This window comes from Nocardiopsis sp. KDC1DS13DA1 (assembly GCF_055632325.1).
In genome coordinates this window covers 78,210-104,597 of the sequence record NZ_JBVMUY010000015.1, presented here as the reverse complement: position 1 = coordinate 104,597, position 26,388 = coordinate 78,210, and the positions used below count along the sequence as shown (strand labels likewise).

The 26,388-nt window shown below is 72.3% G+C and carries 20 protein-coding genes; 13 read left to right on the top strand and 7 right to left on the bottom strand.

Annotated elements, in window-relative coordinates; genetic code table 11:
- The first annotated feature begins 8 nt into the window (after positions 1–8).
- Positions 9–2,282, top strand: a complete 2,274-nt coding sequence (locus ACTVAJ_RS10830; RefSeq protein WP_470387973.1) for a serine/threonine-protein kinase — start codon at positions 9–11, stop codon at positions 2,280–2,282.
- A gap of 256 nt (positions 2,283–2,538) precedes the next feature.
- On the top strand, positions 2,539–3,216 hold the full coding sequence (locus ACTVAJ_RS10825; RefSeq protein ID WP_470387972.1) for an ion channel: 678 nt from the start codon (positions 2,539–2,541) through the stop codon (positions 3,214–3,216).
- A 30-nt stretch (positions 3,217–3,246) separates the two neighbouring features.
- Here the strand turns inward: ACTVAJ_RS10825 and ACTVAJ_RS10820 are convergent, their stop codons facing one another.
- Positions 3,247–3,933: a TetR/AcrR family transcriptional regulator gene (locus ACTVAJ_RS10820; protein WP_470387971.1), complete on the bottom strand. Its 687-nt coding sequence runs from the start codon at positions 3,931–3,933 to the stop codon at positions 3,247–3,249.
- 142 nt (positions 3,934–4,075) lie between these two features.
- Between ACTVAJ_RS10820 and ACTVAJ_RS10815 the strand changes: the two genes are divergently transcribed.
- Entirely contained in the window at positions 4,076–4,948 is an 873-nt protein-coding gene (locus ACTVAJ_RS10815; protein ID WP_470387970.1) for an alpha/beta hydrolase, read from the top strand.
- Between the two features lie 22 nt (positions 4,949–4,970).
- Here ACTVAJ_RS10815 and ACTVAJ_RS10810 read toward each other — a convergent pair whose 3' ends face one another.
- Positions 4,971–5,585 (bottom strand): uridine kinase family protein, encoded by a 615-nt coding sequence (locus ACTVAJ_RS10810; protein WP_470388048.1) that lies wholly within the window; start codon positions 5,583–5,585, stop codon positions 4,971–4,973.
- Positions 5,586–5,697: 112 nt separating this feature from the next.
- Between ACTVAJ_RS10810 and ACTVAJ_RS10805 the strand changes: the two genes are divergently transcribed.
- The 8 genes from ACTVAJ_RS10805 to ACTVAJ_RS10770 all read left to right on the top strand — a co-directional run bounded on the left by ACTVAJ_RS10805 (position 5,698) and on the right by ACTVAJ_RS10770 (position 17,042).
- A complete protein-coding gene (locus tag ACTVAJ_RS10805) occupies positions 5,698–6,873 on the top strand; it encodes an ROK family transcriptional regulator (RefSeq protein ID WP_470387969.1) in 1,176 nt (391 codons plus the stop codon).
- A gap of 363 nt (positions 6,874–7,236) precedes the next feature.
- Positions 7,237–8,382, top strand: a complete 1,146-nt coding sequence (locus ACTVAJ_RS10800; protein ID WP_470387968.1) for an ABC transporter substrate-binding protein — start codon at positions 7,237–7,239, stop codon at positions 8,380–8,382.
- Positions 8,383–8,465: 83 nt separating this feature from the next.
- Positions 8,466–9,263 (top strand): ATP-binding cassette domain-containing protein, encoded by a 798-nt coding sequence (locus ACTVAJ_RS10795; protein WP_268643125.1) that lies wholly within the window; start codon positions 8,466–8,468, stop codon positions 9,261–9,263.
- Positions 9,263–10,543, top strand: coding sequence for a sugar ABC transporter permease (locus ACTVAJ_RS10790; RefSeq protein ID WP_470387967.1), 1,281 nt, complete (start codon positions 9,263–9,265; stop codon positions 10,541–10,543). Before ACTVAJ_RS10795 ends, ACTVAJ_RS10790 begins: the two co-directional genes overlap by 1 nt.
- A 543-nt stretch (positions 10,544–11,086) precedes the next feature.
- On the top strand, positions 11,087–12,328 hold the full coding sequence (locus ACTVAJ_RS10785; protein WP_470387966.1) for a styrene monooxygenase/indole monooxygenase family protein: 1,242 nt from the start codon (positions 11,087–11,089) through the stop codon (positions 12,326–12,328).
- Between the two features lie 63 nt (positions 12,329–12,391).
- Entirely contained in the window at positions 12,392–13,162 is a 771-nt protein-coding gene (locus tag ACTVAJ_RS10780) for a sulfite exporter TauE/SafE family protein (protein WP_470387965.1), read from the top strand.
- Between the two features lie 279 nt (positions 13,163–13,441).
- On the top strand, positions 13,442–15,376 hold the full coding sequence (gene dxs, locus ACTVAJ_RS10775; protein ID WP_470388047.1) for a 1-deoxy-D-xylulose-5-phosphate synthase: 1,935 nt from the start codon (positions 13,442–13,444) through the stop codon (positions 15,374–15,376).
- Between the two features lie 262 nt (positions 15,377–15,638).
- Positions 15,639–17,042: an FAD-dependent oxidoreductase gene (locus tag ACTVAJ_RS10770; RefSeq protein ID WP_470387964.1), complete on the top strand. Its 1,404-nt coding sequence runs from the start codon at positions 15,639–15,641 to the stop codon at positions 17,040–17,042.
- Positions 17,043–17,072: 30 nt separating this feature from the next.
- Here the strand turns inward: ACTVAJ_RS10770 and ACTVAJ_RS10765 are convergent, their stop codons facing one another.
- Together ACTVAJ_RS10765 and ACTVAJ_RS10760 are read right to left on the bottom strand one after the other, a co-directional pair.
- Positions 17,073–17,918, bottom strand: coding sequence for a neutral zinc metallopeptidase (locus ACTVAJ_RS10765; protein WP_470387963.1), 846 nt, complete (start codon positions 17,916–17,918; stop codon positions 17,073–17,075).
- Between the two features lie 600 nt (positions 17,919–18,518).
- On the bottom strand, positions 18,519–19,310 hold the full coding sequence (locus ACTVAJ_RS10760; protein WP_470387962.1) for a TetR/AcrR family transcriptional regulator: 792 nt from the start codon (positions 19,308–19,310) through the stop codon (positions 18,519–18,521).
- A 151-nt stretch (positions 19,311–19,461) separates the two neighbouring features.
- Here ACTVAJ_RS10760 and ACTVAJ_RS10755 point away from each other — a divergent pair, with 151 nt between their 5' ends.
- On the top strand, positions 19,462–21,687 hold the full coding sequence (locus tag ACTVAJ_RS10755) for an MMPL family transporter (protein ID WP_470387961.1): 2,226 nt from the start codon (positions 19,462–19,464) through the stop codon (positions 21,685–21,687).
- Between the two features lie 112 nt (positions 21,688–21,799).
- Complete coding sequence (locus ACTVAJ_RS10750; protein WP_470387960.1) at positions 21,800–22,066, top strand: MMPL family transporter; 267 nt, start codon at positions 21,800–21,802, stop codon at positions 22,064–22,066.
- On the opposite strand, the gene ACTVAJ_RS10745 is transcribed toward ACTVAJ_RS10750, so the two are convergent.
- From ACTVAJ_RS10745 to ACTVAJ_RS10735, 3 genes are all read right to left on the bottom strand, one after another.
- Positions 22,035–22,907 (bottom strand): DUF4351 domain-containing protein, encoded by an 873-nt coding sequence (locus tag ACTVAJ_RS10745; RefSeq protein WP_470387959.1) that lies wholly within the window; start codon positions 22,905–22,907, stop codon positions 22,035–22,037. The genes ACTVAJ_RS10750 and ACTVAJ_RS10745 overlap by 32 nt on opposite strands.
- Before the next feature lie 150 nt (positions 22,908–23,057).
- On the bottom strand, positions 23,058–25,151 hold the full coding sequence (locus tag ACTVAJ_RS10740) for a 3-hydroxyacyl-CoA dehydrogenase NAD-binding domain-containing protein (protein ID WP_470387958.1): 2,094 nt from the start codon (positions 25,149–25,151) through the stop codon (positions 23,058–23,060).
- Complete coding sequence (locus ACTVAJ_RS10735; protein ID WP_470387957.1) at positions 25,148–26,347, bottom strand: thiolase family protein; 1,200 nt, start codon at positions 26,345–26,347, stop codon at positions 25,148–25,150. The genes ACTVAJ_RS10740 and ACTVAJ_RS10735 overlap by 4 nt, the downstream gene beginning before the upstream one ends.
- Positions 26,348–26,388 lie beyond the last annotated feature (41 nt).

Sequence of the window (26,388 nt, the reverse complement as noted above, 5' to 3'; positions counted from 1 at the left end):
GGGCGGGCGTGAACGACCCCCAACACCAGGACGGGCCGGGAACGGAACAGGACCGCGCCGGTCGCGTCGTCGGTGACTTCCGGCTGGTGCGCTCGTTGGGGCGCGGCGGGTTCGGTGAGGTGTTCCTGGGCGAGGCCCGGGACGGGAGCCGCGCGGCGGTGAAGGTGCTGCACGCCACCTGGGCCGGGGACGCCGAGATGCGCCGCCGGTTCACCGCGGAGGTGGAGCAGGCGCGTCGGGTGAGCGGTTTCTGTATCGCGGCGATCCTGGACGCCGATCCCGAGGCCGAGGAGCCGTGGATCGCCACGGAGTACATCGACGGCCCCACCCTCCATGACGCGGTGGGCCGGGACGGCCCGCGGGCGGGTGTGGAACTGCACCGGCTGGCGGTCTCCACGGCCACGGCCCTGGCGGCCATCCACGCGGCCGGTGTGGTGCACCGGGATCTGAAGCCGGAGAACATCATGCTGGCTCCGGACGGGCCGCGGGTGATCGACTTCGGGATCGCCAAGGCGGTGGAGTCGACGTCGGTGACGGCCAGCGGGGTGATCGGGACCATCGGGTACATGGCCCCGGAACAGCTGGAGGGCATGCGCCTGACGTCGGCGGTGGACATCTTCGCGTGGGGTTCGGTGATGGTCTACGCGGCCACCGGACACGAGGCCTTCCCCGGTCCGACCCAGGCCTCCCGCATCGCCCGCATCCTCAGCGCCGAACCCGAACTCGGAGCGCTCGGCGGTGCGCTGCGCGATATCGTCCGCACCTGCCTGGACAAGGATCCCGCCCACCGTCCGGACGCCACCACCCTCCTCAACCGGTTGGTCGCGGCGCCCGCGGACGGATCCCGCCCCGCACCGCCCTCCGCTGCCGCCGAGCCCGCACACGCCGGGGCGGACACCGCCACCCGGGTCGAACGCCCCCTCCCCGTCGACCCCACCCGCGCGGAGTCCGTCGGCACCGTGGACCCGACGCGCGTGGAGCGGCCCGTCCCGGTCGACCCCACCCGGGTCGAACGGCCCGTCCCGGTCGACCCGACCCGCGTCGGGCCCGCCGGGGGGATCGACCCCACCCGCGCCTACACCCGGGTCGCCCCGGCCGCCCCGCCGCCTCCGACGGGACCGACGACCGGGGCGCCGTACCCGACGGGCGCGCCCCCGCGTGACGGCGTGCCCCCGTACCACTTCGTCGGTGTCCGGTTCACCGACACCCGGTCCCTGGCGACCGCCATGCAGCAGAACTGGAACGCCGCCGTCCGGGTGTTCAGCGACCCCCAGGAACGCGCGGCACTGGGCGCGTGGATCATCGACGACCTCGTTGACACCTCGGTGGACCGGTCCCTCTTCCGCCGCCAGGTCGACGACGCCAACCTGGCCATCGCCTCCTTCATCGCGCAGCTGTGCCCCGAACTGCCCCCGGTCTTCCGCGGCCGGGGCGTCACCCCGGCCGAGCTCGGCGAGCTGTTCAACGACCCCCGGCCGCTGTTCACCGGTGCTCCGCTGGCCAACGAGATGGCACTGTTGGCCCGGCCCGAGGTCCTGCGCGTCATGGACGCGCACCGCACCGACCAACCCGGGCGGCTCCGCCAGCTCGCCGACCACCTGGAGGAGGCCGAACGCGCCGGCATCGCCTTCCACCGCCAGCTCGTCGACCAGCTGTCCGGATGGCGGTCGGCCCGCGCCGAGGCCAGCCCGGCGCTCATCCTCACCTTCCTGCTCCATCCGGAGCGGATGGTGCGACCCGACACCGGCGGCGACAGCGAACTGTCGGCCTGGGTCGAGGTCCTGTGGACCCGCGTCGAGGGGAGCCCGCTCCCGGTCAACACCGGGTGCGCGGCCGTGGTGTACGGTTCGCTGCCGACGATGCGGGCCCTGGCGGTCCAGCGGCGGGACTGGGAGGGGCGTTTCGGCGACGCCCGGGAGCGGCACGAGGCGCTGACGAGCAAGGTCGGGCTCCAGAGGCGCCTGGACACCGCGGGACGGTACTCCCGGTTCGCCTTCTTCGCGCTGCCGGTCGGCGCGGGGCTGACCATGACCGAGGTCCTGGGTTCCCTCGACTTCGCCCCGGAGGGGGTTCTCAACCTGTTGATCTGGGTCGGCCTCCTCGGTCTGGTCGGCGCGGTGGTCTCGGGCGCCGTGCTGAGGGTGGTGTGCGGCTCCCCGCCGCGCCGTGCCCGCCGGGTCTGGGAACTCCAGCAGTCCAACGCCCAGCTACCGCAGCTGACCAGCGGGGTCGAACGTATCCACGACGACCTGCGCAGGGCACGGGGGATCTGCGGAGCCTGAGGAACGCGACCGGCATACGACAGCGGGGCAGGACCCGCTCCGCCGCTTCTGCGGGGGCGGGTCCTGCGGACCGTTCCCCGTACGCCGCGGTGCGGGAGCCGGGGAGCGCGGCGCGGGCGTGCGCTCGCCCGGACCCCGGTGGCGGGCCTCGTCCCCGGTGACCGGGGTGTCGCGCTGACGTGACCGGCCCCGCTGCCGCATCATCGTGGTGCGCGCGGCGCCAGCCGCGGATGCAGGCACGGTGGGGGAGGGGAGTGTGGGCGACCGCGGTCCGAACCTGGCCCTGTTCCTGCTCTTCGTGGTGCTGCTCCAGTTCGGGTACCCGATGACCCTGCAGGGTGAGGGCTGGACCCTGCTGTACACGCTGCTCTACGTCGGGATGGTCGGCTTCGGCCTGCTCGTCGTCCGGGACGAGCGCGACCGGGTACTGCCCGTCCTGGTCATCGGCGTGGCGCTGGCGTACTTCGCCCTCTGGGTCGCCGTCGACCCCCTGAGCAGCGTCGCGCTGCTCGGTCTGTTCGCCACGCTGTTCGCCTTCCAGGGCGGCGTCGTCTACTCGCTGCTCAAGTTCGTCTACCGGCGCAGCCCGGCGCACAGCCTGAACGTGATCGTCGCCGCCGTCAGCGCCTACCTCCTCATCGGGGGTGTGTTCGCGACGTGTTTCAGCGCGTTCGAGCTCCTCGTCCCCGGGAGTTTCACGGACAGCGCGCATCCCGACGAACCGATGACCTGGCAGCGTTTCGTGTACTTCTCCTACGTCACCCTGGCCACGCTGGGTTACGGCGACATCGTCGCCGTCTCCGCCTGGATGCGCTCCCTGGCCGCGGCCGAGGCCGTGGCCGGAGCCCTCTTCCTCACCACCGTGATCGCCCGGCTCGTCAGCGTCTACGTCGCGCCGCACCCCCGTCGGCCCGGGGACGGTGCCGCGGACTGACCCGTGAACGGTGGGGCCGGAGCCGGGATGTCAGCCCGCGTCCGCGACCCTCCCGGATCCGCCCGCCGGGGGGTCGTCCGCCCACGGCCGTGGGGCCCCGGGTGCGGCCAGCGCGTCGAGCCGGGCGACGACCGAGGCCCGGGCCATCGTGTAGGGGGCGGTCCGGTCGTCCTCCAACTGGGAGATCCGGTTCGCGGACTCCAGGAACGCCTGGAACTCGAAGGCCAGCTGCGCGGGGTCGGCCGACGCCGGGAGTTCGCCCAGGTGGCGTGCGTCGTCCGCGGCCCGGGCGAGGAGACCGCTCCACTCCCGCTCCGCCTCGGCCAGGGCGTCGCGCACCCGGCCGGGCCGGGACTCGAACTCCGTGGTGACCCGGTGGAAGAAGCAGCCGCCGACGAACACGCGGCCGCTCGAGTAGACGATCCAGTCCGCGCACAGGCGCCAGAGCCGGGGCAGGCCGGGGCGCACCTCCAGCGCGTCCCGCACGACGTGGTCGGCGAAGATCCTCCGGGCGGCGCGGACCGTCGCCAGCTGGAGTTCCTCCTTGGAGCCGAAGTGCGCGAACACCCCGCTCTTGCTGACCTCCAGCTCCTTGGCGAGCCGTCCGAGGGACAGCCCCTCCAGCCCCTCCACGGAGGCGATGTCCAGCGCGCGCCGCAGGACCGCCCGACGGGTCTGGTCTCCGCGCAGGGTCCGGCCGTCGGTGCTGTTCTTCACGGTGGGGCCTCCACGGGTCCGTGCCGGGGGAGTCGAACGTTCGGTCGATGACCAGGCCAGAATATGCGGCCCTTGACGGTTGGGGAATCACAGACAAATAATACGACCGTTCGTATTGTTTTCTTCAGAGTCAGGGGTCCCCGTGCACACCGCCTCCCTCGTTGGCACCGCCCTCAACGCCCTCGCCCTGCCCGCGCCCCGCCTCGCCGGACGGCTGGCGCGGCGGTTGTGGACGACTCCCGGTCCGCCCCGTCCACTGGACGCCGACCAACGGGACCTCGTCGACGCGGCCACCTCCGACCGCCTCCGGGTGGGTCGCTGGGAGGTGGTCACCCACGCCTGGGGCGACGGTGCGCGCCCGGTCCTGCTCGTCCACGGCTGGTCGTCCCGGGCCGCCCGCTTCGCCGACCTCGTCCGGCGCCTGACCGACCTCGGCTACACCCCGGTGACCTGGGACGCGCCCGGGCACGGGGCGACCGGGGGGCCCGTGGGCACGATCCTCGACGCCCTGGAGATCATGCGCCTCCTCCAGGACCGCCACGGCCGCTTCCACGCCGTCGTCGCCCACTCACTGGGGGCGCCCTTCGCCGTGCACGCCCTGCGCGAGGGGGTCGAGGCCGACCGGGTCGTCCTTGTCGCCGGGGTGTCCGACTTCTCCTACACGATCAGCGGACTGGTGTCCGTCCTCCGGCTCCGGCCGCGGACCGTCCGGGCACTGCGCGCCGAGATCGAGCAGCGCTACTTCGGCGGTGACCCCACCGTGTGGGAGCGCTTCTCCGCCACCCACGCCGCCCACACCCTGAACCGGCCCTTCCTGCTCCTGCACGACGAGGCCGACCGCGTGGTCCCGTGGTCGCAGTCCCAGCGCACGCTGGAGGGGCTCGACGGGCGCGCCCGGCTGGTCACGACCTCGGGCCTGGGACACAACGGCATCCTCTCGGACCCCGGGCAGCTCGACCGGATCACCGACTTCGTCCAGGGGGCCGACACCCCGGCGCGTACCGGCGGCGACTGATCCCGGGCGGGCCCGGCGCCGCTCACCGCGCGACCGCACCGCTCCCGGAGTTGTCCACCACCACGTCGGCGTGCTCTCTGGGACGGTGCTCGGCGTGGAACGCGTCCTCCTGCCGCGCCCACAGGGCCCGGTAGGGGGCGTACAGGGCGGCGTCCCCGCGCAGGTCCAGCCGCCGGCCCCGCTCGGCGTCGTCCGCGGCCACCCACAGCAGCAGGTCGAGGTGCGGGCGCACCGGCCAGGCCCCGCACCCGCAGCCCTCGACGACGAGTGTGCCCCCGTCAGCCAGGTCCGGAGGCAGTGCCGTCCAGGCGTCCCCGAAGCCGCCGCGCTCCCAGTCGTAGCGCCGCCAGGCCGGGCCCTCCCCGCGTGCGAGCGGCTCCAGGACCCACTCCCTCAGGAACACGTGGGCGAGCGACAGCCCGTCCCACCCCGGGTACAGGTCCTCCATGGTCAGCACCGCCGACGGCTCGCCCCGCAGGTCCAGCGCGGTGCTCAGCCGCTCCGCCACGGTGCTCTTGCCCGAACCCGAGCGCCCCTCGACCGCGACCACGCGCAGAGGCCGCCTCCGCCCCCGGGCCAGCACGACCGAGGCCAGGCGGTCGGCCCACCGGCCATCGCCGGTCCGTACGCGCTCCACTGCCACACCCCGCACCTTAGCCGCCCCGTGTTCCCGCTTGCGTTCACTGCTTGTAGCATGCCTCACAGCAGCGCGGAGCGCTGACCGAACATCGACCACGAGGGGGAACCGGGTGACCGACGCCACAGTGACACCCGGATCCCAGTCCGCCCTGCGGCAGGCCAACGAACGCCGCGTCGTGGACGTGCTGCGCCGGGACGGAACCCGCACCCAGGCGGAACTGGCCCGGGCGACCGGACTGTCCGCCGCGAGCGTGTCCAACATCGTGCGGGGGCTGCGGGCCGCGGGCACGGTCTCGGTCCGCGACACGGCCTCCAACGGCCGACGGGCCAGGGCGGTCACCCTCCTGCGCCCGCCGGGCACGGTCCTGGCGGTCGACTTCACCGTGGACCGCGTCGCGGTCGGCGTCGGGGACAGCGACGGCAACCTCCTGGCGCGTGAGGAGATCGGCTACGACGTGGCCGCCGACCCCGGGCGCGCGGTGCGCCGCGCCGCGTGGCTGGCCGAGACCACCCTCCAACGCGCGCGGATCGACCTGAGGACGGTCTCCTCGGCCGTGGCCGCCGTGCCGGGGCCGGTCGATCCGGGGACCGGGGAGGTCGGGAGGATCTCGTGCGTGCCCCGCTGGGCGGGTTTCCGACCCGCCGAGGCCCTGGGCGAACGCCTCGGCGCCCCCGTGGTCGCGGAGAACGACGCCAACCTCGCCGCGCTGGCCGAACGGCGCATCGGTGCCGGCGAGGGTGCCGAACACCTCCTCCACCTGGTCATCGGGGAGGGCGTCGGCACGGGGATCGTCCTGGCCGGGGAACTGTTCCGGGGCGCGGGCGGCACGGCGGGCGAGATCGGGCACATCGCGCTCGACCCGCGCGGCCCGGTGTGCCGCTGCGGGAACCGCGGCTGCCTGGAGACCTTCGCCGGGGCGCGCTACCTGCTGGACATGCTGCCGCAGAACTCCGAGGTCGCGCGCGGCCCGGGCGGGCCCCGGGTGGCCGACGTCGTGGCGGCCGCGCGCTCCGGTGACCTGGGCAGCCGACGCGTCATCGCGGAGGCGGGCACGGCGCTCGGGCAGGGGCTGGCCATCGCCGCCAACCTGTTCAACCCGGACCGGGTGACCGTCGGCGGCGACCTGGCGGAGGCGGGGGAGCTCCTCCTCGATCCGATGGCGCGCGCGATGGAGCTCGGCGCCCTGGGCAGCGCGCGGGAGGACCTGACCCTGGTGTCGGGCGCGCTCGGCCGGGACGCGGCCCTGTACGGCGCTCTGTGGACCGCGGCGCACGCCGCGCCCTGATCCCGTCTTCGAGCCCTTGCGGCACCCCTGACCGTCCCCGGTCCAGTGTCCGTGCTGGACAGAGCACGGCCCCGCCGCCTTCACGCGACACCGACACCACGGTCTCGCGTACGGTGAAGTGCGAGGTCAGGGCAGCTTCGAGCGGGTGAACGCGGGAGCGTTCCACCCGTTCTTCACATGACGTCACACGTGCTCATCACCGCTGTGACCTGGGCTTTTAATGTCTTCAATGCCTGAACTCAACACTCGTAATGTTTCAGTTATGTGTTCATCAGTTGACGGCAAGCAGTCGGTGGGGTTTGACTTCACATCATCACTCGCGAGTTCCCACCACTGATCCCCCGTCCAGAGAGGCACCCCGCGTTGAGCACTCGACGTCCCTTCACGCCACGAGCGGCCCTCGGCGGCATCACCGCCGCCACCGCCGCCTTCACCCTCCTCGTCTCCGGCTGCGGCTCCCTCACCACCTCCGGTGACGACGCCGAGCGGGAGACCCACAGCCTGGAGGAGGGCTTCCACGTCGGACTCCTCCTGCCCGAGCTCCAGACGGCCCGGTACGAGGCCTTCGACCGGCCCTACTTCGAGGAGGCCCTCGCGGAGCTGTGCCCCGACTGCGAGCTCTCCTACGCCAACGCCGACCAGGACGTCGACGAGCAGCAGACGCAGGCCCAGGCGATGCTCACCGACGGTGTCGACGTCCTCGTCCTGGGCGCGGTCGACTCCGAGGCCGCGGCGGGAACGATCAACGAGGCCCAGGCCCAGGGCGTGCCCGTGGTCGCCTACGACCGTCTCGCGCAGGGCGGCGCCGACATGTACGTGTCCTTCGACAACGTGCGCGTCGGCCAGGTCCAGGGCGAGGCCCTCCTGGAGGCCATCGAGCAGGACGGCACCGCGGGCGAGGGGCAGATCGTCATGATCAACGGCTCGCCCACCGACCCCAACGCCGGCGACTTCAAGGCGGGCGCCCACGAGATCCTCGACGGGCAGATCGAGATCGGCCAGGAGTTCGACACCCCGGACTGGTCGCCCGACCAGGCCAACAACCAGATGGAGGGTGCCATCACCTCCCTGGGCGTGGACGAGATCATCGGCGTCTACTCCGCCAACGACGGCATGGCCTCGGGCATCATCTCCGCCCTGCGCAGCGCCGGTGTCGAGACCGAGGACCTGCCTCCCGTCACCGGCCAGGACGCCGAGCTGCACGGGATCCAGCGCATCATCGCGGGTGAGCAGTACATGACGGTGTACAAGGCGATCCGCCCCGAGGCCGAGATCGCCGCGGCCATGGCGGTGTCCCTGGCCACCGGCGAGGAGCTCGACGCGGGCGAGTACAACCTCACCGAGGTCGAGGACGCCGACGGCGAGACCGTTCCGGCGATCCTGCTCGACCCGATCGCGGTCACCGAGGAGAACATCGGCGACACGGTCGTCTCGGACGGTTTCTACACCATCGAGGAGATCTGCACCGACGACTACGCCGACACCGAGTTCTGCGAAGAAGCCCTGTAGACCCACGGTGCGACGCCGCGGAGGACGGGGCGGGCCGATCGGCCCGCCCCGCTCCCCGGGGCGAGGAAAGAGACACGAGCACGATGAGCACACCCGTCCTGGAACTGTCCGGGATCTCCAAGACCTTCGGGGCCGTGCGCGCCCTCAGCGAGGTCGACTTCCACGTCGGTGCCGGAGAGGTCGTCGCCCTGCTCGGCGACAACGGGGCCGGCAAGTCCACCCTGGTCAAGGTGATCGCCGGGGCCCACCCCGCCGACAGCGGCGGAACCATCACGTGGGACGGGCAGCCGGTCACGATCGGTTCGCCCTCCGACGCCCAGCGGCTCGGCATCGCCACCATCTACCAGGACCTCGCCCTGTGCGACAACCTGGACATCGTCGGCAACCTGTTCCTCGGCAACGAACGGCTGCACTTCCCGGGCACCCTCGACGAGGTGGCCATGGAGAGCCGGGCCCGGGAACTCCTGGACTCCCTCTCGGTGCGCATCCCCGACCTGCGCGTCCCCGTCTCCGGTCTGTCCGGCGGCCAGCGCCAGATCATCGCCATCGCCCGTTCCCTGCTGGGCCAGCCCCGCGTCGTCATGCTCGACGAGCCGACCGCCGCGCTGGGCGTCGCGCAGACCGCGCAGGTCCTCGACCTCATCGAGCGCCTGCGCGACCAGGGGCTGGGCGTGGTGCTGATCAGCCACAACATGGCCGACGTGCGAGCGGTCGCCGACCGCGCCGTGGTGCTGCGGCTGGGCCGCAACGCCGGGGACTTCCCCATCGCGGAGACCAGCTACGAGGAGATCGTGGCCGCCATCACCGGCGCCGCGGACAACCCGGTCACCCGCCGCTCCGAACGTACCGGCGCCTCCGCCGTGGCCACGAAGGACCACTGATGACCCAGCAGACACACCTCACACAAGAGGACACCGCCACCGAAAGGGCCTCCGCCGAGGCCGCGCGCGACCCCCGACTGCTCGTCACCGCGGCCTCGCCGCGAGGCTGGCTCCAGGCCCTCCGGCGCAACGTCCGCGGCGGCGAGCTCGGGCCGGTCCCGGTCGTCATCGGGCTGCTCCTGATCGGCATCGTCTTCCAGTCGATGAACGACCGGTTCCTGTCCCCGCAGAACCTGTCCAACCTCACCGTGCAGATCGCCGCCATCGGTCTGATGACCACCGGCGTGATCATGGTCCTGCTGTTGGGCGAGATCGACCTGTCCATCGGGTCGGTCTCCGGTCTGTCCGCCGCGGTGCTGGCGGTGCTCGCCGTGCGGCACGGGCTCCCCGAGTGGCTGGCGATCGTCGCGGCCCTCGGAGTGGGGCTCGTGATCGGTCTCATCCACGGGGTGATCTTCGCCAAGGTCGGCGTACCCGCCTTCGTCGTCACCCTCGCCGGCCTGTTGGGCTGGCAGGGCGTACACCTGTACCTCATGGGCAGCGACGGCACCATCAACACCAGTTCGACGGGCCCGATCGCGCTCCTGACCCAGACCTACTTCGTTCCGGTCGTCGGCTGGGCCATCGTCCTGCTGGTCCTGGCCCTGTACCTGTTCTCCATCCTGACCGTCGAGCGCAAGAGGAGCCGGGCGGGTCTGCCCAGCCGGGCCCCGGTCGAGGTCCTGGCCCGGACCGCGCTGCTGGCGCTCCCGTTGGTCGGCGGTGTGTGGACGCTCAACCAGTACAAGGGCGTCCCCCTGGCCTTCCTCATCTTCGTCGGCTTCGTGGCGGTACTCGACCTGGTCCTGCGCAAGACCCGCTACGGGCGCATGGTCTACGCGGTGGGCGGCAACGCCGAGGCGGCCCGCCGCGCGGGCATCAACGTGGACCTCATCCGCGTCTCGGTGTTCGGTATCGCCTCCACGCTGGCCGCGCTCGGCGGAATCATGCTGGCGTCGCGCAACTTCGCGGCCAGCGTGTCCACCGGCGGCGGCGCGGAGCTGATGATGGCCATCGCGGCGGCGGTGATCGGCGGTACCAGTCTCTTCGGCGGACGCGGCAACGCCTACTCCGCCCTCCTCGGCGGTCTGGTCCTGGGCGCGATCACCTCCGGCCTGCTGCTGCTCCAGATGGACACCTCGGTCCGGTTCATGATCACCGCCGCGGTGCTGCTCGTCGCGGTCATCCTGGACGCCGTCTCACGGCGCGGTCGCAAGACCCACGCCCGGGGCGGCGCCTAGTCTCCTCGGGCCCCCGCCTCGGCCCGAACCGCACACCCCGCGGAGGAGCCCCGTCTCCTCCCCTCCCCGGGGCGGCTCACTCCACTCCCGGCCGCCCCCGCCCCGGTCCGGCCGCTCCCGCCGGGCCGGGGCCCGTTCTTCCCGTGTGAACTCCGTCTCCTCCCGCCGGGGCCGGTGAACGCCGCACCGACGCGGGCGGTCGCCTCCGTGGCCGACCGGTGAAGCGACGGCGTCCGCCCCGTGTCCGCACCGCGGATCAGCCTGGCGCGGACGCCGTGAACTGCGGCGACGCCCCGACGGCACGATCGTGCGACACCGGGTGCGCCAAACGCCCGGTCACCGGGCCGGGGCCCCGCGCCGAGGGCCCCGGAGTCCGTTCCCCGGGGTGGATCGGGCCCTCGCCGAGCCACTGTTAGGTTCGTCGCGATCGACCGCCCTGTCCAGGGGCCACCCGCCCACGAGGCGGCTCCCAGTCATGCCCGGATACCGCCCCCTCCCACTCCGGCAGGACTCGGGGGACGCCTGTTCCAGGAGATGAAGAGCATGCGCAGGATCCTCGTCGTCGGCGCCGGCCAGTCCGGCCTCCAACTCGCCCTCGGTCTGCTCGGGGAGGACTACGACGTCACCCTGGTCGGCGCCGGCGGGCCGGAGGAGCTGCGCGCGGGGCCCGTACTGTCCACCCAGTGCCTGTTCGGACCCGCGCTGCGGCGTGAACGCCGTCACGGCCTGTCCCTCTGGCGCGACCGCGCGCCCCTCGTCGAGGGTGTCGGCGTCCGGGTCGCCGACCCCGCGGGGGGAGGGGAACCCGACGTCTCCTGGGTGGGCCGGCTGTCCGAACCCGCCCAGTCGGTGGACCAGCGGCTCAAGCTGGCCGCCTGGTTGGAACTGTTCGCCGCCCGCGGCGGCCGGTTCCTCCGCCGCCGCGTGGACGTGGACGGACTGGAGGCGCTCGCGCGGGAGCACGACCTCACCGTCGTCGCCGCGGGGCGCGGGGAGCTGGCGCGGATCTTCCCCCGCGACACGACCCGTTCGCACTTCGACGCGTCCCAGCGCGCCCTGACGGTCGCCTACGTCACCGGGGCCCACCCGCACCCCGACGGCGCGGTCCTCAACCGCAGCGCGGTTCCCGGGCTCGGCGAGGTGGTCAGCCTGCCCGTGTACTCCCTCGCCGGGGCCTGCCACGCGGTGATGGTCGAGGCCGTGCCCGGCGGTCCCATGGACCGGCCCGTCCCCTCCGACGCCTCGGCGGGAGCGGTGCTCGTGGGTCTGCTGGACGTCCTCCGCCGCCACACGCCCTGGGAGTACGAGCGCTTCGCCGACGCCGTACCCGCCGACCCTCGGGCCGCCCTGCGCGCCTCCTACGCCCCCGTGGTGCGCGAACCGGTCGCCCGGCTGCCCCGCGGCGCGACGGTCCTGGGGATGGCCGACACGGTGGTCGCCAACGACCCCGTCACCGCGCAGGGCGCCAACATGGCCTCCCTGGCCGCGGACGTCTACCGCCGGGCGATCGTCGACCACGGCGCGCGGCCGTTCGACGAGGCGTTCATGCGGGGCGCCTTCGCCTCCTACTGGCGCCACGCGCGGCACGTGACCGCGTGGAGCAGGGTCATGCTCTCCGGTCCCCGGCACGTGTGGGAGCTGTTCCGCGTCGCGGAGGAGGACCAGGCGACCGCCGACCGGTTCGCCGACTCCTTCGCCGACCCGAGCGGTCTCATCGAGTGGTTCCTGCACCCCGAGCGGGCCATGGAGTACGCCGACGGGGTCCGCGGTCTCAGCCGGGCCTGATCATCCCATCAACCGACCTCGTAATTCCGACCGGATGGGTGGAGATGTAGCGTCAGCTCCCTCATGTACACAGATCTCCTGGAACCCGTGTCCGCCGGTCCCCTCGGGAACGCGGACACCTGGGTCTTCGTCCTCCTGGCCGGTACCGCGGTCCTCGCGGGCGCGGCCGTGCAGAGCACCGTCGGACTCGGGCTCGGCCTGGTCGCGGCACCGGTCATCTCCTTCCTGGACCCCACCCTCATGCCGGGGGCGATGCTCATCGCCGCGGTCCTGCTCCCCGTGCTCACGCTGGTGCAGGAGTGGCGGCACGTGGACTGGAGGGGGGTGGCCTGGGGCCTGCCCGCCCGCCTGCCCGGAACGCTGGCGGGCGTGTGGGTCGTGGCCACCCTCCAGCCCCGGGCACTGGCGGGACTGGTCGGCGCCATGGTGCTCACCGCGGTCGCGCTGTCGGTGTGGTCCTTCCGGGTGCGCGTCACCCCGGTCTCCCTCGTGGTCGCGGGGTGCCTGTCCGGGTTCGCGGGCACGGCGACCTCCGTGGGCGGCCCTCCGATGGCGCTGGTCTACCAGTACGAGCCGCCCTCGCGCGTGCGGGCCACCCTGGCGGCCTTCTTCCTGCTCGGGGCGAGTGTCTCCCTGGCCGCGCTCGGGGCGGGCGGCCAGTTGGACGCCAGGACGGCCGTGGTGGGCGTGGCCGCCCTGCCGTTCGTCGGCGCCGGGTTCGCCCTCGGCAACGTCGTACGACGCAGGGTCGACGCCGCGAAGCTGCGGGTGGCGATGCTCTGTGTGGTGACCGTCTCGGCGATCGGCCTGCTCGGACAGGCTCTTCTCGGTTAGCGTCGTCCGGGAGGGCAACGGAGCACCCCGGAGCGAGTAATGTACGCGAAAACCCGTGTGGGAGCCATGTCCGCGAACACACCGTCCGCCCGGACCGTTCCGGGTCCGGAGAAGCCCTGCTCCGAGTGGGGTCCGGCCCCCTTCGTCCGGGTACGACCCGTGGACACAGCCTCATAGACTCAGGTATGCATACCTGCCGGTAGCCAATTCCGGGCCGGGTCAGCGGCCCGGATCGGCAAACACAGGCGGAACACGTTGGACGAGGGGACTGACGAGACAGTGGCACTGTTCGAGTCGATACACAATCCGGAAGCTCTCAAGAGGCTCCCGGCCGACCAGCTCCCGGTGCTGGCGCGGGAGATCAGAGACTTCCTGGTCGACTCCTGTGCCCAGACCGGCGGCCACCTCGGGCCCAGCCTCGGCGTCGTCGAACTGACCATCGCGCTGCACAGGGTCTTCGACTCGCCCAGGGACCCCATCCTCTTCGACACCGGTCACCAGGCCTACGCACACAAGGTGCTCACCGGCCGGCACGACTTCTCCGACCTCAAGTCCGAGGGCGGCCTGTCCGGCTACCCCTCCCGCGCCGAGTCCGAGCACGACTTCATCGAGAACTCGCACGCCTCCACCGCGCTGTCCTACGCCGACGGCATGGCCAGGGCCAACGAGGTCCGGGGCCGTGACGACCGCACCGTGGTGGCGGTGATCGGCGACGGGGCCCTCACCGGCGGTATGGCCTGGGAGGCGCTCAACAACATCGCGGAGCGCAAGAACCGGCGCCTGGTCGTGGTGGTCAACGACAACGGCCGCTCCTACTCCCCGACCCGGGGCGGAATCGCCGACCACCTGGCCTCCCTGCGCCTGGCGCCCGGATACGAGCAGGCCCTCGACCTGGCCAAGAGCACGCTCAACCGCACCCCCGTGGTCGGCCAGCCGCTCTACGAGGCCCTCCACGGCCTGAAGAAGGGCGTCAAGGACGCCATCCAGCCGCAGATGATGTTCGAGGACCTGGGGCTCAAGTACCTCGGCCCCATCGACGGCCACGACGAGCCCGCCCTGGAGAAGGCACTGCGCCGCGCCCGCGACTTCGGCGGCCCCGTGATCGTCCACTGCATCACGCAGAAGGGCAAGGGCTACGCCCCCGCGGAGAACCACGACGAGGACCAGTTCCACGCCCCCGGCCCCTTCGACGTCAGCACCGGCCAGGCCAAGCCCGGCCCCAAGGTCGAGAAGTGGACCTCGGTCTTCGGCGAGACCATGGTGGAGATCGGCGCCGAGCGCGGGGACGTCGTCGCCATCACCGCGGCCATGCTCTACCCCACCGGCCTGAACACGTTCGCCGCGGCCTACCCCGACCGCTGCTTCGACGTCGGCATCGCCGAACAGCACGCCGCCACCGCCGCCACCGGCATGGCGATGAACGGCCTGCACCCGGTCGTGGCGGTCTACGCGACCTTCCTCAACCGCTGCTTCGACCAGGTGCTCATGGACGCCGCGCTGCACCGGCAGGGCGTCACCTTCTGTCTGGACCGCGCCGGTGTGACCGGCAACGACGGCGCCAGCCACAACGGCATGTGGGACATGTCGATCCTCCAGGTCGTCCCCGGTCTGCGCCTGGCCGCCCCGCGCGACGCCGAGCGCCTGCGCCGCCTCCTGCGTGAGGCCGTCGCGGTCGAGGACGCCCCCACGGTCGTGCGCTACCCCAAGGGCGCGGTCGCCGAGCACCTGGAGGCGATCGGTCGGGTCGGCTCCATGGACCTGCTCCGCCGGGCCACCGAGGGCGGCCGGTCCAAGGACCTGCTCATCGTCGGCGTCGGCAGTATGGCCCAGGTCGCCTGCGAGGTCGCCGACCGGATGGCCGACCAGGGCATCGGCGTCACCGTCCTCGACCCCCTGTGGGTCAAGCCCCTGGACGAGGCCCTGGTCGCCGAGGCCGCCGAGCACAGCGTCGTGGCGGTCATCGAGGACAACGGCCGCACCGGCGCCGTCGGCGACGCCGTCGCCCGCATGCTCCGCGACCACGACGTCGACGTGCCCGTCCGCACGTTCGGCATCGAGCAGGAGTTCCTCGACCACGCCAAGCGCGACCGCATCCTCCAGCAGCAGGGACTGACCCCCCAGGAGCTGTCCCGCAAGCTCACCGAGACCGTCTCCCGCCGCACCGAGTCCGCCGAGGACTCCGACGGCCGCGCCCTGACCGGGGACAAGGCCTGAGCTGTGCTCGTCGTGGGTCCCCGCTTCGCTCCGACCCGTGGTCGTGCGCCCCGGAAGCCGGGGATGCCTCATCCCCGGCGGGGCCTGCCGCCCGGTCCTCGCCCGCGGCTCGCCCCGTCCCGCGCAACCCTGGCGGCGTCCGGACCGAACCCTCCGGGGTGACGGCTCACCCCACCGGATCCAGGCCCATGGGGCGCCCCCGCGTCGGGGGCGCCCCTCGGCGTGTGCGGGCCACCGGCCCCGGAGCTGTAAGAATGGGCCTATGACCGCTCCCGAACCCGACCAGCAGCGCACCGAGGACACCGAGCCGCTCCGGGTGGCGGTGATCGGCTCCGGCCCCGCGGGCATCTACGCGGCCGACGCACTCACCCGACAGCACCGCGTTCCCGTCCGGGTGGACGTCATGGACCGGCTGCCCACCCCGTACGGTCTGGTCCGCTACGGCGTGGCCCCCGACCACACCAGGATCAAGGGCGTCGCCCGCGCCCTGAGCAAGGTCCTGGAACACCCGCACGTACGCTTCGTCGGCGGGGTCGAGTTCGGGGACACCCTCACCCGCGCCCACCTCGCCCGCACCCACCACGCCGTGGTCTACGCGACCGGCGCCAGCGTGGACCGCCGCCTGGGCGTGCCCGGCGAGGACCTGCCCGGCAGCGTGGCCGCCACCGACTTCGTCAACTGGTACTGCGGCCACCCCGACAGCGAACTGGAGCGGTTCGTCCTGGACTCGGAGGAGGTCGCCGTGGTCGGGGCGGGCAACGTGGCCCTCGACGTGGCGCGCATCCTCGTCAGGACCGCCGACGAACTCCGGCACACCGACATTCCCCAGCCCGTCCTGGAGACCCTGGCCGCCAGCCGCGTCCGCACCGTCCACCTGCTCGCCCGACGCGGCCCGCTCCAGGCGAAGTTCACCGCCCCCGAACTGCGCGACCTGCTCGCCCTGCCGGACGTCGACGTGGTGGTACCCGCCGACCAGGTCGCCATCGACCCCGCCGACGTGGGCGGCCCCGCTCCCGAGGTGCACCAGGTGGCCCGTGCCGCCCGCACCAACCTGCGCCTGCTCTCGGACCAGGCGCGGCGCCCACCGCGCGGGTGCCCGCGCCGCGTCCTGCTGCACTTCTGGACGCGGCCGGAGGAGATCCTGGGCACCGACCGGGTCACCGGCGTCCGTCTGGAGCGCACCCGCATGGCGGCCGACGGGCACCTGGAGGGAACCGGGGAGACGACGGTCGTCGACGCCGGGATGGTGCTGCGCTCGGTGGGCTACGCGGGGGTCCCCCTGCCCGGGGTGCCCTTCGACCCGGTCGAGCGGACCGTTCCGCAAAAGGACGGACGCGTGCTGGACCCGGGCGGTCTGCCGGTCCGCGGCGACTACGTGGCCGGGTGGATCAAGCGCGGTGCCACCGGGGTGATCGGGACCAACAAGTCCGACGCCGCCGGAACCGTCCGCTCCCTGCTCGACGACGCGCCCGAACTGCGGTCGGGCGCGCCCGAACTCGTGCCCCTGGAGACGGTGCTGGACGAGCTCGGGATCGCCCACAGCGGGTACGGCGACTGGTTGCGTATCGACAGCGCCGAGGCCGAGCAGGCGCAGGCTCTGGACCGGGGCGAACGGGTCAAGCTGCACGGCTGGCGGGCCTACCGCGACGTCATCGGCGGCGGATGAGCACCGGCGCGGGCGCAGCGCCGGTTCCGCTCAGGAGACCCGGCCCCCGTCCGCGCCGTAGGTGTTGCAGCCCTCCACGGTCTCGCGTGACCAGCCCTCCTCCAACCAGAACGACCGGTTGACCGCGCTGCCGTGCGTGTCCAGGTCGCCCCCGCCGTTGAAGTGCTCGTCGACCGCGTCCAGGGCGTCCGCGTCCCCGTCCATGATCGCCCGCAGTCCGACGCCGGCCATGCACTCGGCCTGGAGTTCCGTGCGGCGCAGCGCGTCCAGCTCCTCCTCCTCGTCCTCGGCCCCGACGCGCATGTCGTAGGAGAGGTCGAGGATGCCGGTCGCGAACTGGACGTGGTGGCCGTACTCGTGCCCCATCAGGGCGACCCAGACCTCCTCCTGGTCCTCCTCGGGGATGAACGCCCCGAGCTCGCGGACATTGGGCAGGACGACGGTGATGCGGGTGTAGTCGCCCTCGTAGTAGGCGAGCGTGTAGCCCTCCTCGTCACCGGAGTCGGGCGACTCGCGGGTGACGGTGATCTCCGGCGTCTCCGGGTGGAGGCCGAGTTCGTCCATGACCGGGGTCCACAGCGCGTCCAGACACGTGCTGGTCGCGTTGGCGAAGGCCTCCCAGGACTCGTCCGAGTCCATGTCCAGTTCGGGGGTCTGGCACTCGACCGTCGTCGGCGTCGCGACCCCGTACAGGGGGTGTTCGACGAGGTCGACCTCCACCGGGTCGGGGGCCGCGACCAGCGCGCCGTCGTAGTACAGGCCCAGGTCGGCGCCGCCCGCGGACGGGTTCTCCCGGGGGGTGTTGACCACCGTCACGACACTGGCGGCGAGCGCGGCGACCGCGACCGCGGCCGCGACGGAGGCCCCGAAGAGCACGCCCGCGCCGCCGCGGCGGCGCGGGGGAGGCTGGGGAGCGGACCACGCGTGCGGCGGGGCCCAGACCTGTTGCGGTGGCCATCCCCAGCGTGGTGGTACGCCCTGCGGGTGCGGGTGCGGCCCCGGGGTGCCGGGACCCCGGTACGCACCCGGGTGGGGCGCCGGACCCGGCCACGGGCCTCCGGGGACCTGGTGGGCGGTCGGCGGGAAGCCCTGGGGAGCGCCGTGCGGGGGGCCGACGGGTGGGTGCGGTCCGGGCGCGGTCGGGTGCGGTGCCGGAAGGCCGTGCGGCGTCGGGACACCGGTGGCGGTCGGGGTGGTCCGGGGAGGTGCTGCGGGGGGAGCGGTGGGTCCTGCGGAGGGGGTGTGCGTCTGGGGTGCGGGGGCTGCGGGGTTCGGGGGGGTCTCCGGGGCGGTGGTTTCGGTGGGGGCGGTGCCGCCGGGTCCGGGTTGTTCCGTCGGGGGTTCCCCGTTCCCGGCCCCGTCACCGCCGGGTTGGTTCTCCACGGGTCCGTCCTCCCTCTCGTGCCGACGCGCGCTGGAGATGGCCGGACCCGCCCGGGCGAATCCGGCAAGTACGGCGAACCTCCAGTATGGGGTCTAATCGGGAGTGCCGAGGGTGCGGGTCCCGTTGCCCTCCGGCGGTGCGTACCTCACGCCCAGGTCCGACAGCACGGCGTGCAGTTCGGACTCGAAGAGCGGTTCCAGATCGCCCATGACGATGCTCATGTGGTCGAACACCTCCATGCAGACCACCCCGTAGAGCCGGACCCAGCAGGAGGTGAGCACCATGACCGCCTCCACCGGGATGTGCGGCGCGGAGAAACCGCAGCTCTCGGCGAAGGAACGCAGCTCACGGCTGAGCTCCGGCGTGACGTGCCCGCTGTCGGGCAGGGTGAAGCGGCGCTCGACCAGCAGCCGGTCGAAGAGCGTGTAGAAGGTGGCGGCGAAGCGGCGTGCCGCCTCCAGCCCCGGTGTGAGGTCCGCGTTCGGGTCCAGCCTGGCCCTCGGCCCGAACATGACCGCGAACTCGCTCCGGTGCCCGATCGCCCAGGCCCGGAAGGCACGCAGCGACGTGAGGATGCGCCGGTCGGTGTCCTGGTCGGGAACGCTGGCGTCGGCCGCGGCGACTGCGTCGGCCAGTTCGTCGAACATGTCGGCCGTGATGGCGATGAGCAGGGCGTCGATCCCCGACACGTAGCGGTAGAGCCCGGGCGCGGTCATCCCCATCTCCCGCGCGATGGCACGCAGGGAGACCCCCGTGGGGCCGTGCTCGACGAGGTGGCGGCGGGCGATCGCCTTGATCTCGGCGAGTGTGGCTTCGCGCACACGTTCGCGTCGGCTCAGTGTGCTCTGGTCCGCTCGGCCCCGGGCGACCTGCGGTTTCGTCATGTGCTGCACTACACCCCGTCTCAGGGCGCCAGATCGGTGGCGCTGTGGTTCTCCTCGGCGATATTGACATCGTAATGGGCGCACGCTTTAGTGAACACCGTTAGCAAACAGTGTTCACCACCATGAATCATGTTCACTGAGAGGGCGTCGCATGCCGACACACCCGGGCCTCTTCGGCCGACTGGGCCTGTCCGTACACCGGCGGCGATGGTGGGTGCTGGCGGCCACCGGCCTCTTCGCCGCGTTCGCCGTCGTCTGGGGATCGGGGGTCTTCTCCGACGTCAGCGAGAGCGGGTTCGAGGACCCGGGGGCCGAGTCCTCGCGCGCCACCGAACTGCTCCAGGAGGAGCTCGGCCACGATGACATCGACATCGTGGCCGTCTTCCGCAGCGACGAGATGCGGGTGACCAACCCCACCTTCGCCGCCGCCGTCGAACGCGTCACCGACGACCTCCCCGAGGACCTGGTCGCCTCCTACGACGTCTACCTGGACGAGAGCCTCGGCGACGTCGAGCGGGGCATGCTCGTCTCCGAGGACCAGCACGCCACCTACGTGCCCGTGACCCTGAGCGGGCAGACCCACACCGAACGGCTCCACCAGTACGAGGAGGTCGCCGAGGTCCTGGAGTCCGGGCCGCTGGAGACCCGCCTCGGCGGTCCCGTCGGCGTCGAGAACGAACTGTCGGCCACGGCCGAGGGCGACATCGTCCGCGCCGAGCTGTTCACCCTGCCGGTCCTGCTGTTCCTGCTCGTGCTCATCTTCGGCGGGCTCATCGCGGGGCTGGTGCCGCTCAGCGTCGGCGGTCTGGCCATCCTCGGCTCCCTGACCCTGCTGCGCGCCCTGACCCACGTCACCGAGGTGTCGGTGTTCGCGGTCAACGTCGCCACGATCCTGGGCCTGGGGCTGGCGATCGACTACGGCCTGTTCATGGTCAGCCGCTTCCGCGAGGAACTGCACCGGGGCGCGTCCGTCCCCCGGGCGGTCGGCCGCACCGTGGACACGGCCGGGCGCACCGTGGCCTTCTCCGGCGTCACCGTCGGCATCGCCTTCGCCGGGCTCCTCTTCTTCCCCCAGCCGATCCTGAAGTCGATCGGCTGGGGCGGCATCGCCGTCGTCGTGTTCGACCTCCTGGCGGCCCTGGTGTTCCTGCCCGCGCTGCTGTCCGTGGTCGGGCGGCGCATCGACCGGCTGCGGCTGCCCCTGCCGACGCGCACCGTCACCGGGGCGGTCCACGACGGGGCCGGGACGTGGGCGCGTCTGGCCCGCACGGTGATGCGCGGACCCGCGGTGTCCCTGGTCGCGGTCGGCGGTGTGCTGCTGGTCCTCAGTTCGGGTCTGTGGGCCACCGAGCTGGGCTCCACGGACCAGCGCTACCTGCCCGGGGACGCCTCCAGCCGGATCGCCACCGAGGCGTTGGAGGAGGACTTCCCGGCCGGCGGTCTGGGCCGGCTGCACGTGGCCGTCGTCGGGGAGGTCGCGGAGGACGACCTGGCCGAGTACACCGAACGGCTGGAGGGGCTGTCGTCGCGGGTCGCCCTCTCCCGGGTCGAGCGCACCGGCGAGGGCCTCGCGCACGTACTGGTCGCCTACGAGGGGGAGATCGACGATCCGGAGACCGGTCGGCTGGTGCGCGACATCCGGGCCGAGCCGCTGCCGGAGGGCGCCGAGGAGGCCCTGGTGGGCGGGGTGGCCGCCCGGCAGTTGGACAACGTCACGGCGATCGTCGACGCGGCCCCCACGACCGTCGCCTTCGTCGCCACGGCCACGCTGCTCCTGCTCTTCCTGGCCTTCGGTTCCGTGGTGCTGCCGGTCAAGGCGGTGCTCATGGGGGCGTTGTCGCTCGGCGCCTCCCTGGGGGTGGTGGTCCTGGGCTTCCAGGAGGGCGCGTTCGGCGGTCTGCTGGGGTTCGAGGCCGTGGGCACCATCGACCCGACCTACCTCGTGCTGATCACCATCGTCTCCTTCGGCCTGGCGATGGACTACGAGCTGTTCCTGCTCAGCCGGGTGCGCGAGGAGTACCTCCGGACCGGGGACAACACGCACGCGGTCGCGACGGGCCTACAGCGGACGGCGCGCATCATCACGAGCGCGGCGCTTCTGCTCGTGGTCGTCCTGCTGGCCATGGGGACCTCGGGGCTGCTCTTCCTGAAGATCATCGGCGTCGGCCTGGCCATCGCCGTGGTGGTGGACGCCAGCCTGGTCCGTGCGGTGATGGTGCCCGCGACCATGCGGCTGCTCGGCGACCTCAACTGGTGGCTGCCGCGCCCGCTGCGCTGGCTGCACGACCGGGTGGGTATCTCCGAGGGCGGAACCGAGGAGGACGCGGAGCCCTCCGCCGCCCCGACCGAGCCGCTGCGGGTACCCGAGCGCGTGTAGGAGCCCGGCGGCACCGGAGTCGGCGGGGGCCGTCCCAGGCGGGGCGGCCCCTCGTCGTGTGCGCGGCACCGGTGGAAAATCATGATCACGCGCCTTCGCGAGGATCTGGCCCGTGGGAACACCGTCGCGGAGGCGGGGCACCGCGTCCGTGGCCAGGGTCGGGCGCACCGTGGCCTTCAGCGGACTGACGGTCGCGGCGGCCCTGTCGTGCCTGCCGCTGTTCCCCTTCCCCTTCCTCCGGTCCTTCTCCCACGCCGGTGCGGCGGCCTCCGTGTGCGTCGCGCTGCCCGTCCTGCCCGCGGCCCTGGTCCTGGTCGGCCACCGCGTCCGGCCCCGCCCGGGCCGTGCTACTCGTCGAAGAGTTCCTCGATCGCGGTGATGTCCAGCGCACGGTCGGCCCAGGCTTCGAGCTGCGCGAGGTCCTGGCAGCCGGTGATGCGCTCACGTGCGTCCTCGCTCACCCGGACTCCGCGCCGGGTGAGGATCCGCAGCAGCATCTTGGCCTCGCCCCTGGCCTCGCCCTCGGCCCGGAGGCTGTCCACCCAGGGGCTGTGGTAGTCGGACATGTTCGTCATCATGAGCGCCTCCAGGGCCTTCTGTCCGTCGGTGCCGGCGAGCAGGTGCAGCGAATAACCAATGTACTTCGCCGCCTTCTCCGGATCGATCTTGTCGAGGCCGGTGTGCAGGGCGTCCAGGACGCCCTTCTTGGTGGCCCCGTGTGCCGCCGCTGACAGCACCCCCAGGGTGGGGGAGGCGGCGACGGTGGCCGGGTCGGTGATCACCGGGATGTCCTTCGGCCCCACCACGAGCGGGTGCAGGACGAAGCCGGGGTGGCCGAGCGGGATCGGATCGGCGTAGCGGTCGGCCACCGGCTGGCGGGGGCAGACCACCAACAGGGCGACCGGGCACCGGTGCCGGGACCGCAGGCACGCCACATACTCGGGCCAGGTGAAACGCTTGCCCTCCTTCTCGTCTCGCTGGACCTCCACGATGACGCCCATGAGCGGGTCGAGAGGGCCGCCGGGACCCTCGCCGCGCAGCATGATCGCCACGTCGGAGCGGCGCTCGACCGGGTCGACGTGCCCGAGGTCGCAGGACGTGATCTCGCTGCGTTCGTAGTCCGGGACGCGGACATGGCGCTTGCGCAGGAATTCCACGGCCATGTCCGGGGAGTCGGCGAACAACTCCGTGTAGATCTGATGTTCCGGGGAGATTGCCACGCACCGGATGTTACACAGGGTTACTGATAAGTATGAATGGGTGGGCGAATTGTTCAGTTTTTCGGAATTGTGGGATTCGGTCCAGAAAAACGGGCCCGGCCGCCTGTCGGCGGCCGGGCCCGCGGGGGTCCGTCCAGGGTCCTGCGACCGTCAGAGAGCCTTGAGGGCCCCCTCGTGGAACGGCTTGCCGTTCACGGCCTCGGACACGCCCGAGCGGTCCAGGTAGGGCGTGATGCCACCGGTGTGGAACGGCCAGCCCGCGCCCGTGATCAGGCACAGGTCGATGTCGGCGGGCTCGGCCACGACACCCTCGTCCAGCATGATCCGGACCTCCCGGGCCAGCGCGCGCAGGGCGCGGTCCAGGATGGCGCTCTCCTCGGAGGGGTTGGCCCCGCCGCTGAGCAGCTCCTTCACCTCCGGGTCGATGGTCAGGTCCGGCGCGAAGATCTGGCTCTTGCCGGCCTTGACCACCTCGGCCAGCTGCTCGGACACCGCGAAGCGCTCCGGGAAGGCCTCGTGCAGCGTCTCGGAGACGTGCAGCGCCACCGCCGGGCCCACCAGCTGGAGAAGCATCAGCGGCGACATCGGCAGGCCCAGGGGCGCGACCGCGCGGTCGGCGACCTCGGGCTCGGTGCCCTCCTCCACGGCCGCCAGAACCTCACCCATGAACAGGGTGAGGAGGCGGTTGACGACGAACGCCGGGGCGTCCTTGCACAGCACCGCGGTCTTCTTCAGCTTCTTGGCCGTGGCGAAGGCCGTGGCCAGCGCGGCGTCGTCGGTCCTCTCACCGCGGATGATCTCCAGCAGCGGCAGGACGGCGACCGGGTTGAAGAAGTGGAAGCCCACGACCCGCTCGGGGTGCTGGAGCTTGGCCGCCATCTCGTTGATCGACAGCGAGGAGGTGTTGGTGGCCAGGATCGCCTTCGGGGAGACCACGGCCTCCACCTCGGCGAACACCTGCTGCTTGACCTCCATCTTCTCGAAGACGGCCTCGATCACGAAGTCGGCGTCGGAGAAGGCGTCCTTGGTCAGCGAACCGGTCACCAGGCCCTTGAGGCGGTTGGCCTTGTCCTGGCTGACCCGGCCCTTCCCCAGGAGCTTGTCGACCTCGCCGTGGACGTAGGCCACGCCCTTGTCGAGGCGCTCCTGGTCCAGGTCGGTCATGACGACCGGAACGTCCAGGCGGCGGGCGAACAGCAGCGCCAGCTGCCCGGCCATCAGACCGGCGCCCACGACACCGACCTTGGTGACCTTGCGGGCCAGCGACTTGTCCGGCGCGCCCGCGGGCCGCTTGGCGCGCTTCTGCACCAGGTCGAACGCGTACAGGCCGGACTTGAGCTCCTCGCTCATGATGAGGTCGGCGAGCGCGTCGTCCTCGGCCGCGAAGCCCTCGTCACGCGTGCGGTTCTTGGCCTCGGCGACCAGCTCGACCGCGCGGGCCGGGGCCGGGGCGGCGCCGTGCAGCTTGCCCTCGACCACGAACCGGGCCATGTTGACCGCGTTGTCCCAGGCCTCGCCCTTGTCGACCTCGGGGCGCTCGACCTTGACGTCGCCCTTGACGACCCGGGCCGCCCAGCGCAGCGACTCCTCGACGAAGTCCGCGGGCTCGAAGACGGCGTCGGCGATGCCCATCTCGAAGACCTGCTTGCCCTTGATCATCTTGTTCTGGGCGAGCGGGTTGTCGACGATCAGCTTCAGGGCCTTCTCGGCACCGATCAGGTGGGGCAGCAGGTAGGTGCCGCCCCAGCCCGGCACGAGGCCCAGGAAGGCCTCGGGCAGCGCGAACGCCGGGACGCCCGAGGAGACGGTGCGGTAGGTGCAGTGCAGCGCGACCTCGACGCCACCGCCCATGGCGGCACCGTTGACCAGCGCGAACGTCGGTACGTCCAGCTCGCCGAGCTTGCGGAACACGTCGTGCCCGAGCTTGCCGATGGCGTGCGCCTGCTCGCGGTTCTGGAGCGCCGGGACACCGGTCAGGTCGGCGCCGACGGCGAAGATGAACGGCTTGCCGGTGACGGCCACGGCCACGATGTCGGTGCGCGCCCTGGCTGCCTCGATCGCGGCGTCCAGGCTCATCAGACCACCGGGGCCGAAGGTGTTCGGCTTGGTGTGGTCGTGCCCGTTGTCCAGGGTGATCAGCACCGCGGTGCCCGCGCCGTAGGGGAGCTGGACGTCGCGGGAGATCGCGTTGGTGACGACCTCGGAGCCGAAGAGTTCCCTTGCCTGCTCGATCGCGGTGCTCACTTGCCCCCCTCGTAGTTGGTGTTCTCCCACAGGATGGTCCCGCCCATGCCCAGGCCGACGCACATCGTGGTCAGGCCGTAGCGGACGTCGGGACGCTCGGCGAACTGGCGCGCGAGCTGCATCATCAGGCGCACGCCGGAGGAGGCGAGCGGGTGGCCGACCGCGATCGCGCCGCCCCACGGGTTGACGCGGGCGTCGTCGTCGGCGACGCCGAAGTGCTCCAGGAAGGCGAGGACCTGGACGGCGAAGGCCTCGTTGATCTCGATGATGCCGATGTCGTCGATCGAGAGGCCCTGACGCGCGAACAGCTTCTCCGTGGCCGGGACGGGGCCGACGCCCATGACCGCCGGGTCGACACCCGCGAAGGAGAAGTCGACCAGGCGCATGCGCGCGTCCAGGCCGAGCTCGGCGGCGACGTCCTCGGCGGCGAGCAGCGCACCGGTGGCACCGTCGTTGAGACCGGCGGCGTTGCCGGGCGTCACGTTGCCGTGGGCGCGGAACGGGGTCTTCAGACCGGCGAGCGACTCCATGGTCGTGCCGGGCCGCGGCGGCTCGTCCTCGGTGGCCAGACCCCATCCCTTCTCCAGGGAGCGGACGACCATCTCGACGAGGTCCTGCTGGATCCTGCCGTCGGCGTAGGCCTTGGCGACCTTCTCCTGGCTGCGCACCGCGTAGGCGTCGGCGCGCTCCTTGGTGATGGTCGGGTAGCGGTCGTGCAGGTTCTCCGCGGTGTTGCCCATGACGAGGGCCGACGGGTCGACCAGCTTCTCGGAGAGGAAACGCGGGTTGGGGTCGACGCCCTCGCCCATGGGGTGACGGCCCATGTGCTCGACGCCGCCGGCGATCACCACGTCGTAGGCGCCGAAGGAGATCCCCGCGCCGGAGGTGGTGACGGCCGTGAGCGCACCGGCGCACATGCGGTCGATGGCGTAGCCGGGGACGCTCTGCGGCAGCCCGGCCAGGATGGCGGCGCTGCGGCCGATGGTCAGGCCCTGGTCGCCGATCTGCGTGGTGGCGGCGATGGCGACCTCGTCGACACGCTCCGGCGGCAGACCCGGGTTGCGGCGCAGCAGCTCGCGGATGACGCGGACGACCATGTCGTCGGCACGCGTCTCCGCGTAGAGGCCCTTGCCAGACTTGCCGAACGGGGTGCGGACCCCGTCGACAAACACGACATCGCGTGCGGTTCGCGGCACGATGGGCCCTCCTTCTCAGGCGGTGGGACGGACTTGTCAAG